The sequence below is a fragment of the Jeotgalibaca sp. PTS2502 genome, from assembly GCF_001975685.1.
Taxonomy (GTDB): Bacteria; Bacillota; Bacilli; order Lactobacillales; family Aerococcaceae; genus Jeotgalibaca; species Jeotgalibaca arthritidis.
In genome coordinates, this window is the sequence record NZ_CP019433.1 from 904,826 (window position 1) to 918,675 (window position 13,850).

At 37.6% G+C, this 13,850-nt stretch carries 11 protein-coding genes; 1 reads left to right on the forward strand and 10 read right to left on the reverse strand.

The features are described from left to right. Window positions 1–2 precede the first annotated feature (2 nt). The 5 genes from BW721_RS04415 to uvrB form a co-directional block, all read right to left on the reverse strand. Window positions 3–1,679: a ribonuclease J gene (locus tag BW721_RS04415; RefSeq protein WP_076766494.1), complete on the reverse strand. Its 1,677-nt coding sequence runs from the start codon at window positions 1,677–1,679 to the stop codon at window positions 3–5. A gap of 402 nt (window positions 1,680–2,081) precedes the next feature. Next, window positions 2,082–3,119 carry an aspartate-semialdehyde dehydrogenase gene (locus BW721_RS04420; RefSeq protein WP_076766496.1) on the reverse strand — a complete coding sequence of 346 codons (1,038 nt, stop codon included), beginning with the start codon at window positions 3,117–3,119 and terminating at the stop codon, window positions 2,082–2,084. Between the two features lie 156 nt (window positions 3,120–3,275). Next, the gene (gene pnp / locus BW721_RS04425; RefSeq protein WP_076766498.1) at window positions 3,276–5,387 is read right to left on the reverse strand and encodes a polyribonucleotide nucleotidyltransferase; all 2,112 of its coding nucleotides are present in this window, start codon (window positions 5,385–5,387) and stop codon (window positions 3,276–3,278) included. A 252-nt stretch (window positions 5,388–5,639) separates the two neighbouring features. Next, window positions 5,640–5,909, reverse strand: a complete 270-nt coding sequence (gene rpsO, locus BW721_RS04430) for a 30S ribosomal protein S15 (protein WP_076766500.1) — start codon at window positions 5,907–5,909, stop codon at window positions 5,640–5,642. A 134-nt stretch (window positions 5,910–6,043) separates the two neighbouring features. Continuing rightward, the gene (gene uvrB, locus BW721_RS04435) at window positions 6,044–8,029 is read right to left on the reverse strand and encodes an excinuclease ABC subunit UvrB (RefSeq protein WP_076766502.1); all 1,986 of its coding nucleotides are present in this window, start codon (window positions 8,027–8,029) and stop codon (window positions 6,044–6,046) included. A 234-nt stretch (window positions 8,030–8,263) separates the two neighbouring features. Between uvrB and rpsT the strand changes: the two genes are divergently transcribed. Then, window positions 8,264–8,518, forward strand: a complete 255-nt coding sequence (gene rpsT / locus BW721_RS04440; protein WP_076766504.1) for a 30S ribosomal protein S20 — start codon at window positions 8,264–8,266, stop codon at window positions 8,516–8,518. A gap of 31 nt (window positions 8,519–8,549) precedes the next feature. Here the strand turns inward: rpsT and holA are convergent, their stop codons facing one another. The 5 genes from holA to coaD all read right to left on the reverse strand — a co-directional run bounded on the left by holA (window position 8,550) and on the right by coaD (window position 13,845). Then, a complete protein-coding gene (gene holA, locus BW721_RS04445) occupies window positions 8,550–9,572 on the reverse strand; it encodes a DNA polymerase III subunit delta (RefSeq protein ID WP_076766506.1) in 1,023 nt (340 codons plus the stop codon). Between the two features lie 34 nt (window positions 9,573–9,606). Then, window positions 9,607–11,961, reverse strand: a complete 2,355-nt coding sequence (locus BW721_RS04450; RefSeq protein ID WP_076766508.1) for a DNA internalization-related competence protein ComEC/Rec2 — start codon at window positions 11,959–11,961, stop codon at window positions 9,607–9,609. Continuing rightward, window positions 11,939–12,457 carry a ComE operon protein 2 gene (locus BW721_RS04455; RefSeq protein ID WP_156892183.1) on the reverse strand — a complete coding sequence of 173 codons (519 nt, stop codon included), beginning with the start codon at window positions 12,455–12,457 and terminating at the stop codon, window positions 11,939–11,941. Before BW721_RS04455 ends, BW721_RS04450 begins: the two co-directional genes overlap by 23 nt. 57 nt (window positions 12,458–12,514) lie before the next feature. Continuing rightward, window positions 12,515–13,180: a helix-hairpin-helix domain-containing protein gene (locus tag BW721_RS04460; protein ID WP_076766512.1), complete on the reverse strand. Its 666-nt coding sequence runs from the start codon at window positions 13,178–13,180 to the stop codon at window positions 12,515–12,517. A 179-nt stretch (window positions 13,181–13,359) separates the two neighbouring features. Then, a complete protein-coding gene (gene coaD / locus BW721_RS04465; RefSeq protein ID WP_076766513.1) occupies window positions 13,360–13,845 on the reverse strand; it encodes a pantetheine-phosphate adenylyltransferase in 486 nt (161 codons plus the stop codon). Between the last annotated feature and the right edge of the window lie 5 nt (window positions 13,846–13,850).

Consider the following 13,850-nt stretch of genomic DNA (forward strand, 5'->3'; position numbering starts at 1 on the left):
GTTTATTTTTTTAAATAGCTAGATGCTTCCATAATGATCGGAAGAATAACAGGACGACGTTTAGTCTTATCAAACAAGTAACGACTCAGTGAATCACGAATCTCTTGTTTTAACGTAGACCATTCAAAATCCTTGTTTTCTAGATTATCTTCTACTACTTTTTTCGTGATTTCGGTACTTTCTTTTATTAAATCTTCACTAGCTTTCATATAAACAAAACCTCGAGAGATAATTTCTGGACCTGAAACGATTCTGCCTTGACGACGAGAAATCGTCACAACTGCAATAAATACGCCATCATCTGCCAATAATTTACGGTCCCTTAAGACAATATTTCCAATATCGCCTACGCCAATACCATCAATCAAGACATTCCCTGCTGCTACCTGACCTGCCATTCTCATACGACCATCCTTATATTCAATCACATCGCCTTTACCAGGAATAAAGATGTTTTTATAAGAAATACCCACTTCATGCGCCAATTCAGCATGAGCTGCTTGAACACGGTAGTCACCTTGGACAGGTATAAAGAAAGTTGGATGTAGCAAATTCATCATTAACTTCAAGTCATTTGGTGTAGCATGGCCAGATACTTTAAACGTATCAGAAATTTCTTTTACGCTTCCTCCAGCACCGTATATCATGTTTTTAGTCCGTCCGACAACTTTTTCCATCGATGTTGATGGTGTTGTTGTAATATAAACCAAATCGCCGTCTTTAATGTTGACTTGTTTATGTTTACCTTTTGACATTCTTTGCAGTGCTTCAAAGGGTTCCCCACTTTGTCCTGTTTCTAAAATAACTAGTTCATCATCTGAATATTGATCTAGGTTTTTCTCTGTTACAATAACATTTTTAGATGGTAATATTAGTTTACCTAGGTTAATAGCTGTATCAACCACTTGAACTAGTTTGCTGCCTGTCATAAAGATTTTGCGTTTCGTTTGGTGAGCTGCATCAAAAACTTGTTGAATACGCATCACATTGCTTGCTACGCAAGAAACAATAACACGCCCTTCTGCATTATTAAAGGTGTCGATGATTTCTTCCGTAACACGCATATCACTAACATTTTCAACGTAAGATTCAGCATCACTTGAATCACTCATCAATGCTAAGACATTTTTTTGACCAATTAAAGAAATCGCTGCAAAGTCAGTTTTATACATATCAGAAGCACTTTGATCAAACTTGAAGTCACCCGTGTAAACAATAGTGCCATCTTGTGTATCCAAACAAATAGCAACTGAATCCGGTATAGAATGTGTTGTACGGAAGAATTTAACCGTCACATTATCAAATTCAATTTCTGTTTTTTCATTAATAACATGGTAGTTATTGAAATTTGGATTCAAACCTGTACTTTTCACTGAAATTTTCGCTAATTCGATGGTTAGCTCTGTACCGAAAACTGGTGCATCAATATTTTCTAAGAAGTAAGGCAATGCACCAACCGCATCTTCATGACCATGCGTTAAGAAAATACCAGCAATACGGTTTTTATTTTCTTCTAAATAGGTAAAGTCTGGAATCACCACATCAATACCTAATAATTCATTATCTGGATACATTAATCCACAATCTAATACAAAAATTAAATCGTCTACTTCGACGACATACATATTTTTTCCGTTCTCACGGACTCCACCTAACGGAATGATTTTTATTTCACTCATTCTGACACCTCTTCTATTTATTCATCATTTATTTGCTTATTTAGGAGTTAAGGAAATCTGAGACTATGCTCCTTTAAAAACGACTATCTGTCTTTCTTTCAGAAAGCTCCATTGAATGACTAGTTGGTGACTGACAAATTCTAAATAAAATAATGTCAGTCTTCAACCGTATTCCAATTAGCTATCATGCATGGCGTTCTTTTCTGTTTTTAAAAAGATGATAAAATTTTTTAATAAATTGGATATCACGTTGATATCACTAACCGAAGTTCTCCTAAAATGATTATACCTTATAAAGCCATGTTTTGTAATCATTAGCATTTATTTTGTTAATAAAAGCAAGTGGGCAATAGAAAAAGGTTGGGCTAAACTCCCAACCTCGCTCTTGATTATTAAATAGGATTAAATGAGTTTCATTTTTACCATCGTTTCAGCAATTTGAAGGGAGTTCCATGCAGCCCCTTTAATTAAGTTATCCGATACAATCCATAAATGGAAGCCATTTGCAACATCTGGATCTTTACGAATTCGTCCCACAAATGTTTCTTTCTTGTCTTCTGACTCTGTTGCGAGAGGATAGAGTTGGTTGGCCGGATCATCTTGTACAATCACACCATCTGCTTTTGCTAACAAAGCTTGAAGATCAGCTACCGTGATATCATCTCTATCTATTTCGATATAAACGGACTCTGAGTGACCATATTTAACGGGTACACGCACACATGTTGCCGAAACTTTTAAATCAGGTAGTCCCATAATTTTTTTCGTTTCATTAATCATTTTCCATTCTTCGAATGTATAGCCTTCTTCTGCAAATAAATCAATTTGCGGAATGACATTATAAGCAATCTGATAATGTTTCTTGTCGCCTGATGACGGTAAGATTGCCGCTTGTGGTTTTTCACCTTTTAGAAGGCTGGCATTTTGTTGGTCCAGTTCTTCAATGGCTTCAACCCCAGCCCCACTAACAGCTTGGTAAGTTGAAACAATCACACGGTTTAACCCATATGCTTCATGAATCGGTTTTAAAGCTACAACCATTTGTGTTGTTGAACAATTAGGGTTAGCAATCAATTGTTTGTGGCTTGCTAAGGCCTCTGGGTTTACTTCTGGTACAACCAGTGGTGTTTCAGGATCCATACGGAAGGCACTCGTATTATCAATCACAACTGCCCCACTCTGGCGTGCTGCTTGCTCGAAACGTGTTGTGATAGAGCCACCCGCACTAAATAAAGCTATATCAACACCTTCAAATGATTGATCGGTTGTTTCTTCAATAGTCACGTCAGTTCCTTTAAATGAAACAGTCTTACCAGCAGAACGTTTCGACGCTAATAATTTAACTTTTTTTAAAGGGATTTCTGTATGTTCTAGTAGTTGGATCATCTTTTGTCCAACGGCTCCTGTAGCACCTACTACAGCAACTGTATATTCTTTCATGCTATTCACTCCATCTTCTAAGCCTTAAAAAAGCTCGTTCTAAATGATATGTCACTCATTCTAGCACATAAATGAGATTTTTTTAATCTATTTTATAGATTTATTTTTATTTAAACAAAAAAAAGCTGGGAATCTTATCGATACCCAGCTTTTTGATTACTCTTCGCCTTCTTTTTTCAATAGAGCCTTACGTGATAAGTTAATACGTCCTTGACGGTCGATTTCGATGACTTTAACATCAATCTTATCGCCAATTGCTAGTACATCTTCAACTGCACGAACACGTTCGTGGGCAATTTCTGAAATATGAACAAGGCCGTCTTTACCTTTAATAATTTCAACGAATGCACCGAATTTTTCAATACGTTTAACCGTACCGTTGTAAATTTCGCCTGCTTTAACTTCATGCGTTAATTCTTCGATAATTTCTTTTGCACGTTGAATCATTGCTGCGTCAGCAGAAGCAATACTTACATTACCATCTTGATCGATATCAATTTTAACGCCTGTTTCATCAATTATACCGTTAATAGTGTCGCCACCTTTACCGATAACTACTTTGATTTTATCAGGGTTAATTTGCATCATTTCAATCTTAGGTGCATATGGTGATAGCTCAGAGCGTGGTTCTGCGATTACGCTTGTCATATGATCTAAAATTTCAATACGTGCTTTTTTAGCTTGTGTTAAAGCTTCTTCAAGAATTTGGTTTGTAATTCCTTCGATTTTAATATCCATTTGTAAGGCAGTGATACCATCTTTTGTTCCAGCAACTTTAAAGTCCATATCGCCTAGATGGTCTTCCATACCTTGGATATCAGTCAAGATTGTATAATCGTCGCCATCTTTAACGAGACCCATTGCAATACCTGCAACTGGTGCTTTAATCGGAACACCTGCATCCATCAATGCTAACGTTCCAGCACAGATACTTGCTTGAGAAGAAGAACCGTTTGATTCTAATACTTCAGCAACAAGACGGATGGTGTATGGGAAATCTTCTACATCAGGAATAACTTGTTTTAAGGCACGCTCTCCAAGAGCACCGTGACCAATTTCACGACGACCTGGTGAACCAGCACGACCCGTTGATCCAACTGAGAATTGCGGGAAGTTATAGTGGTGGATGAAACGTTTGCTTTCTTCCACTCCTAAGCCATCTAAGATTTGATGTTCGCCAAGTGGTGCTAATGTTGCTGCAGAAACAGCTTGTGTTTGCCCACGAGTAAACATACCTGATCCATGAACGCGTGGTAGTAAACCAACTTCTGAATCAAGGTCGCGAATTTCATCTAATTGACGGAAGTCAGGACGGATTTTGTCAACCGTAATCAATTTACGGACTTCTTCTTTTTCAATGTCTTCAGCAATTTGTTTCGCATCTTTTAAGATCGCAACAAAGTCTTCAGATTCCATATATTTTTCAGTGAAGTAATCAACAATAGCTGTCATAACAGCTTCAATGTTATCATTACGTTCTTGTTTATCTTTTGTTAAAATCGCATCTTTCATTTGAGCGCTGAAGTTTTCTTGCGCTTCTTTATGAAGGTCTGCATCTGTTTCTAATAGGGTTACTGTCATTTTTTCTTTGCCAATTTCAGCAATCACTTGTTCTTGGAACTCGCACATTGCTTTAACAGCTTCATGTCCGAATAACAATGCTTCTAACATATCTGCTTCTGAAACAACTTTAGCGCTACTCTCAACCATGTTGATCGCTTCTTTTGTACCAGCAACTGTTAATTCAATATCTGATTGTTCTGCTTGTTCAGGTGTTGGATTAAGAATTAATTGTCCATCAACACGACCAACGTTTACACCTGCAATTGGACCTGAAAATGGAATATCAGAGATTCCTAATGCCAATGATGATCCTAACATTGCAGCCATTTCTGGTGTACAATCTTGATCAACAGACATAACAACGTTTGTTACTTGCACTTCGTTACGGAAACCGTCTGGGAACATCGGACGAATTGGACGGTCAATTAAACGAGCCGTTAGTGTTGCATGTTCACTTGGTCTTCCTTCACGTTTAATAAAACCACCTGGGATTTTACCTACTGCATACATTTTTTCTTCATAGTTTACAGTAAGTGGGAAGAAGTTTGTATCTTTTGCTTCCTTGCTTCCTACTGCAGCAGTTAATACAGCTGTGTCGCCGTATCTTACTAATACCGCTCCGTTTGCTTGTTTGGCAACTTGTCCAATTTCAACTTGCAATGGACGACCTGCCCAATCCATTTGGAATACTTTCTTTTCTGTCATTCCTACATTCTCCTTTTAGCATACTTCCCTTTTGCTGACTACTAAACAAAGGTCAACCTTCTCTATAAAAAGGCTCACATTTGTATAGTAGTGCCATGCTCAGGGAGCTAAGTATTATTATAAACGAAATCGCAATGCTTTTGCACACAATTAGTTAAATTAAATAAAGAAATACATAAAAACATGTTAATCGCAAAAAATAAAACGGATTCTCCATGAAGAATCCGTTTTATGATCTATTATTAAGATAGATTAACGACGTAGACCTAATTTTTGGATAAGATCGCGGTAACGTGCAACGTCTTTTTTACGTAGGTAAGCTAGTAAATTACGACGGTGACCTACTTTTTTCATCAAACCACGGTATGAGTGGTGGTCTTTCTTGTGAAGACGAGCATGCTCGTTAAGTAGATTAATTTCATAAGTTAATACAGCAATTTGCACTTCTGGAGAACCAGTATCTCCTTCGTGAACAGCGTATTGACTGATGATTTCGTTTTTCTTTTCTTTTGAAATTGCCATTCTTTTCACCTCTTCGATAAAGTATTCCTTAGTCTGAGTAACACGTTGGTGACTCGTGAAACCAAGAGTAAGGTATTGTGTTTTACACAAAAATAAGATTACCTTATTTTTAGTAAGATTGCAAGTGATAATTCTTATTTGTAAGCAGTTTGTAATTCTAAAATCACATCGCGTAATTCAGCTGCTTTTTCGAAGTTTAAATCCTTAGCAGCTTGACGCATTTCTAGCTGTAACTCCTCAACTAAAATCGCCCGTTGTTGACGATCCATTTGTTTGTAAACCGTCATCGTATCTGCCTCAGGTGCCACATCTTCCGGCGCATGGGTAATGCGAATTAAGTCCCGCACTTCTTTAATAATAGTCTTTGGAACGATACCATGTTCTTCGTTGTAGGCTTCCTGAATCGACCGTCTCCGTTTGGTTTCATCGATTGCCTTTTGCATGGAATCAGTGATGCGATCAGCATACATAATAACCTTCCCATTTTCATTTCGGGCAGAACGCCCAATGGTTTGAATCAAGGCCCGTTCGCTTCGCAAGAACCCTTCTTTATCGGCATCTAAAATCGCTACAAGCGACACTTCCGGAACATCTAACCCTTCCCTCAACAAGTTAATACCGATGAGGACGTCAAACTCACCTAATCTTAAATCACGAATAATCTCTGTCCGCTCTAGCGTTTTAATATCACTATGGAGATACTTAACCTTAATACCGACTTCTTTCAAATAATCTGATAAGTCTTCGGACATTTTCTTCGTTAGAGTTGTAATAAAGACCCGCTCATTCTTTTCAGAACGTATATTGATTTCACTAATTAAATCATCAATTTGACCCGCAATTGGGCGAACCTCAATGATTGGATCCAATAAACCGGTTGGACGAATAATTTGTTGAGCAATCCGATTTGTTTTCTCTCCCTCATAAGGGCCTGGTGTTGCTGAAATATAGATAATTTGATTAACATGGCCTTCAAACTCTTCTAGGCGAAGCGGGCGGTTATCTAAGGCTGATGGTAATCTAAAGCCGTAATCAATGAGTTGTTGTTTACGCGCTCGGTCACCGTTATACATCCCTCTAATTTGAGGCATCGTCATATGCGATTCATCCACAACAATTAAATAATCATCAGGGAAGAAATCCAGTAACGTATAGGGTGCCTCGCCTGGTTGACGACCATCCATATGACGAGAGTAGTTCTCAATGCCGTTACAATAACCCATTTCTAATAACATTTCTAAATCATAGTTAGTCCGTTGTTCCAAGCGCTGTGCTTCCAAGAGTTTGTTTTCTGACCGTAAAAACGTCAGTTGTTCTTTTAATTCTGCTCGAATGGTATCAACAGCACCTAATGTCTGTTCCTCATTCGCCACAAAGTGAGTGGCTGGAAAAATCGGATAATGTTCGACATCATTTTTAATTTCTCCGGTTAAGACATCTACTTCGCGAATGCGATCAATCTCATCACCAAAGAACTCCACCCTAATGGCTTCACTATCGCGTGAAGCTAGGAAAATCTCCACAACATCCCCTCTCACTCGGAAGCGTCCCCGTTGAAAATCAATATCATTTCGTTCAAACTGCATATCGACTAAACGTCGTAATAAATCATTACGAGAAATCTCCATCCCTTGACGAATCGATAGGACGTGCTCTCGGTAGTTTTCTGGATTAACGAGACCGTAAATACAAGAAACTGAAGCAACCACAATCACATCGCGTCTTTCTAATAAAGAACTTGTTGCAGAGTGACGAAGCTTATCAATTTCATCATTGACGCTAGCCTCTTTTTCAATATAAGTATCACTAGAAGGAACATAGGCTTCTGGTTGATAATAGTCGTAGTAAGACACAAAATACTCCACAGCATTATCTGGGAAAAATTCCTTAAGCTCGCCATATAGTTGGCCGGCTAAGGTTTTATTATGCGCTAAAACAAGGGTTGGTTTGTTAACTTCTTGGATAACATTGGCCACTGTAAATGTTTTACCTGTTCCGGTAGCACCTAATAAGGTTTGAGCATGGTGTTTTTCATTCAAGCCCTCCACTAAATAGCGAATTGCTTCTGGTTGGTCTCCACTAGGTTTGTAATTTGATACTAACTTAAATTGATCTTTCATATGCGTACTCCTTATAGTAAGAAATAATAGCCATTCATCTCTCGCTCCGTTCTAGTCTAGTTTACCACCACAAGGCTTTTTCACCAAATAAGGCGATTTAGCTCATATTAATGAAAATAAAAAGTCGGTTTCTTAATTTTTATTGCATTTGCAATCATCTTTAGGTATAATATTGCGTGTTGGTAACAAACATCTGACGTTTTTAACCGAAATACTGAAAGAGGGGTGAACCCATTGCCAAATATCGATTCAGCAATCAAACGTGTTCGTACAAGCGAAAAAGCTAACGAATTGAACAACGCTAAAAAAAGCGCTATGCGTACTGCAATCAAAAAATTTGAAGAAGCTGTAGCTGCAAATGCAGAAAACAGTGAAGCTCTATTACAAGATGCATTCAAAGCTATTGACTCAGCAGCATCTAAAGGCTTAATCCACAATAACAAAGCGTCTCGTGACAAATCACGTCTAGCTAAAAAATTGAACAAATAATAAAAAAACAGACCCCCTTAGGTCTGTTTTTTTATTGGTTAGCATATTTCAGCATAAATAATTCAAACTGGATATCCTTTAATCCATCGCCCGTCTTCATCTTCTTCTCTGCTTCTACGAGGCCTAAATAGGCTGTTTGCAATCGTTTTTCATCCATATTTCGAATTTGCCCACTCGCTAACTTCACCCGGTAAGGATGAATTTTTAATACTTTAGCAATATCAGGCTGTTGGTAGCCTTTCTTAGCCAGCAGTCGAACTTGAATTAACAAGCGAAACTGCCCAAGTAAAATAGCATTAATCTTAATGGGTTCTTCCTTTTGAAGCAATAAATCACGATAAGTTTGAATAGCTTTTTGACTGTCTTTCTTCAACACATAGGTTACAATATCAAAGATATTTTGCTCTAAATTTCGAGGCACTAAGTCTTCTACCATCTGTTTCGTTATCTTTTTATCCGTCATCGCTGCTAAAAATAACTTCCGAAGCTCAGCTATTCCCTTAGACAGATTGTTTTCAATCCTTTCAAAGAAAAAATGTAGGCTTTGACGGTCCATATGATAGCCTTCATTTTGAATGACTTGGTTCAAGTAATTTCTAGTATCTGTTTCCTTTAATGGTGCCACACTAACAACAGTCGCTTTTTTTTGAATGAGCTTACTAATTTTCTTACGATTGTCTAACTTCTCGTAAGCTGCAAAAAAGACAAGAATTGTTGAGTCAGAAGGATCAGTTAAATAACGTTCCAACCACTCCGTATCGTGCTCTATCCCCGCCTTAGCTTTTTCACCAGTTAAAAAAACGGGCTGGTCGACAATAACCAATCTACGATCACCAAAAAAAGGGATTGATTCCGCATCTTCTAACGCATGGCTAAGTGGTACCTCATCTAAGTTATACGTTCCCACATTCAAATCCTGATCTTCTTCAGGCACGGCATGTTCTAATAAGAGCTTACGCGCTTCTTGAATAAAATAGGTTTCTGTTCCTAAAAAAAGATATACGGGACTAAATTGTCCTTTTTTTATTTTTGCTATTTCTGCTGCATAGGTCATTTGCTCACATCTCATTCTGATAAAGTATCTATTCTTATTGTACCATAATCTTGATGGCTTTCTTATCTGAAGTATAGACAAAATGAACAGCTCCATCACGATCAGTCCGAAATACAGAGATCTCTTTTTTTGCTAAACGATCAATTACATCAGCATGTGGGTGTCCGTAATGGTTATTTTCGCCGACTGATACAAAGGCAAGCTGAGGAGATAGTTGATTGATAAAGGCATCGGTCGTTGATGTTTTGCTGCCATGATGGCCTACTTTTAAAACATCTACGTTTAAGTTAGGATAGGTGTTCAACAAGACTGTCTCTCCTTCTTTTTCTAAATCACCCGTAAAGAGCCAATCCAGCCCACCAATTCGACTGAACAAAACTAAGGAATCATTATTTTCGCCCTTACCTTGTCCGTAAGGTGCTAAAACATGAAAGTTAAAACCATTCAATTGAATATTATCGCCTGCTTTCAGCTCGGATCGCCTAATAGACTTATCTATCTGCTCCAACAGCGATAGAAAGTAAGCATCTTTTGCCATTCCATCAGCATAGTAAATGTGGTCAATCGCTAATTGTTCTGATAAAAAAACGAGATTGCCAATATGATCAATATCGCTATGCGTCAAAATAAGAGCATCCAACTTTCTAACCCCTTGCGCTTTAATCGAAGCTGTTAATTGCTTAGCATGGTTTGTTTGATTTACCCTTTCTTGCCATTTTTCGTCCCTTCCAAATAATAGTTTCCCACCAGTGTCAATCAGCACACAACTACGATAAAAGGGACTAATCAAAAGAAAGGCGTCTCCTTGCCCCACATCTAGCATGATGAGCTGTCCATAGGGGGTTAAGTAGGGTGACACATAAAAAATGAGCATTGTCGCCATCAATATGATGGTCGATTTTGAAACCAGCTGTTGCCGTTCTATTGCTATTAAAAAGACTAGACTAGCTAACGCGACTAGAAAATAAAAAACGTGATAAGGCCGTCCCGTTACAACTGAAAAACCATTATAGCTAGCTAAGAAGTGAGTCACCCTTTCGACCATCTCAATGGATCGATCTAGAGCTGTAATCAATGGCTGATAAAACGTGATAGGAACATTCAAGCTAATCAGTAAGGAAATTAACCAAAATAAAGGGAAAAAGCAGACAGAAAAAATAAAAGAAAACACAATATTCACAAACAACCCTATCCAACTCACCTCAAAATAATGGTAACTTAAAAATAAAAAGGATACTGTTGTCATCAAAAACGATAAAACCAAATCATTTAAAAGTCGAATAGAATGGTTATTTAGCCGTTTAGATAGGAGATATAAGACTGCTGACAAACTATAACTCAGCTGAAACGCAAGCGAAAAGACCACATAAGGATTTATCCAAATCGCCAATAAAAGAGTCCATGCGAAAGCATCTAGGGGCTGAAAATCTTTTCTTAAGATTTGAGCGATTAGTAATAGGCCGTTCGTTACAATTGCACGAAAAATTCCCACACTGTAACCAACGACTAGTCCATAAAACAAAATACTAAGGAGTAAGATCGGAACAGTTGTCTCTCTACTAATGCCCAATCGCAACAACACATAACGAAGCAGCTGGATTAAAAAATGAATATGCATCCCTGATATTGAAAATAAATGAATAACCCCTATCTTTTGATAATCTGCCATCGCCTGACTATCAATATCGTCCGTCACATTAAACAAAATTGCCAATAAGTAGTCAGTCGTTTTACCATCAGCCAGTTTCTGTTTAACGGCATGGATGATGTTGAGTCTGAGTCGACTAAACACAGTCGCTATACGTTCATCTTTAGTAATCTGTTGAAGCTCACTTAAGTTAGCCGTCCAGTGAATTTTTCGCCTAAATAAATATGTTTTATAATTGAATTGATAAGCATTTCGAGCAACTGATGGTTCTTTTAACTGCATTGAAGCAGAAAAGGAAATGGGATAAGTTAGGAATTCCCACTGCTTCTTTTCTTCTTCTGAAGGGATTTGGTAGTAAAAGGCTAAGGATTCGTTTTTACCAGCTAATTGCAACTCAACGGTTCCACTAAGTAAATCCCCATCAACCTTATAAGACTCAGGGTTCAAATAAAATATGCCAGACGTCATTGCCTCGTCTAACTGAGTGCGATTGTCTTTTATATGCCATACAGTTACAGCTAGTGTCACTGTAGCAATAACGAGAGCCACTATTAAAAATGCCGGTTCTTTAAAGCTAATAAGTCTTAGTAGTAAAAAACAAAAAAGACCCCAGACATAGCCATTTTCGGGTAGCAAAATGAGTAGAATGAGGTTGATTGAAAATAGAGCAAAGAAACTATAATAGCCTTTAATGATTTTAAAACGTTCTTTAAACTGTTTAACAGCAGTTGTGATTGCCATCTTTCTCCCCCACCGATTCATGATTCGAATGGGTCGGTTTAACAAGCGTTGTAAAATAGCTTGGATCTAATGATACTTTTTCATAGGGTATAGCCATCTCTTCAAGCAAATGAATAGCGTAGGGATCATTCCGATAATCTTCAAGATAGTAAACTTTTTTAATACCCGCTTGCAAGAGCATCTTCATACATTGCAGACATGGAAAATGGGTTACATAAATTTCAGCGCCATCTGTTTGAACGCCTAGCTTGGCACATTGCAAAATAGCATTCATTTCAGCATGAATCGTTCTTAAACAATGTCCATTAATGATATAGCAACCGTCATCAATACAATGAACATCACCTGATACTGACCCATTATAACCGCCAGCAATAATTCGCTTATCGCGGACAATCGTTGCGCCAACTTCCAATCGTTTACATGTACTTCTTAAAGATAATAAGACAGCCTGTGCCATAAAATATTGATTCCATGGAATTCTTTCTTGCATCAATGACCACTCCTTTTACATGTTATCATACACTATTCAGCCTACTTTAACAGATGTTTTTTAGTTGTTTGAAATGGTTATTTTGTCAGCAATGGCTTCAAATGTCTTACTCCCTATACCACTAACGTTCATTAAATCTTCTATTTTACTAAACAAGCCGACATCCTCTCGATATTGAATAATCATTTCCGCTTTCTTTTGACCGATACCATTCAGTTCTTGCAGTTGGCTAGTATCCGCCGTATTAATATTAATTTTATTGCTTTGTTGTTGGAGTTGACCGGGCGTAGAATCCGTTGTAACTGTCGCTAAGTCAACTTCTTCTCCTTCTAATGGCACATATATCAGCATTTGATCACTTAAGTGCTGGGCAAAATTAAGGTGTTTGGTAACTGCGCCATCTGTTAAGCCACCAGCCAATTGGATGGCGTCATAAATCCGCATTTCTTGGTTAACTTGGTAGATACCCGGACGTTGAACAGCCCCTTTAATATCAACAATCCAAATGGTATGACTTTCTTCTAGTGATTCTGGTTCTTCCTCTTCCCAACTTTCTTCAATCATAGGCGTTTCTAGTAATAAACTGGACAATTCTACTTCATCACTCTCCTCCTTATCAGACATTGGAAAAATCCATTGCATCATTAAAAATAATGATTGCACGACCAAGAGAACAACTAGCAATAACCATTTATTGTCTATTAACCACTCTTTAACTGCTCTCATGTTTATTCCTCCTCTACTAATAATATCCGCAAAAGAATTAATTTCCGTTTTTTTATTTTAAAATCTATTTTTGTCTCTTATGGACGTTCAGATGATCATTTACACCTGAACTTTCTCGTCTTATTTTTACTGTCAAAAAAGAGCCCGAAATTTATGAAAAATTTCGGGCTCTTGCTATTTCACTGCTTATATTTTTCAATAACAGCTTGATTAATGGCTGGCGGAAGGAGTTTCGAAACATCTCCGCCAAACATAGCGACTTCTTTTATCAAACTTGAACTTAAAAAGCGATATTCAGCTGATGCCATCAGAATAACTGTTTCAAGTTCTGGATGCTGGGTTTTATTCAACAGAGCAATGCTCTCTTCATATTCAAAGTCCTTAACATTGCGGACTCCTCTTAATAAGGCATGACAGTGATAGTCCTTTGCCATATCAACCGTTAAGCCACCGCTATGCTTCACAACTTTTACAGAGGTTAAATCCTTTAGAACAGACTGAATCAATTCAAAGCGTTCTTCACCATTAAACAAGGATTTTTTAGATGTATTTGTTGAAACTGCTACAATAATTTCATCAAAGACGCGTAAGCCTCTTTGAATGGTATCAATGTGCCCATTCGTTAGTGGATCAAAGCTACCCGCAAATAAAGCGACTTTCTTCAAACTAT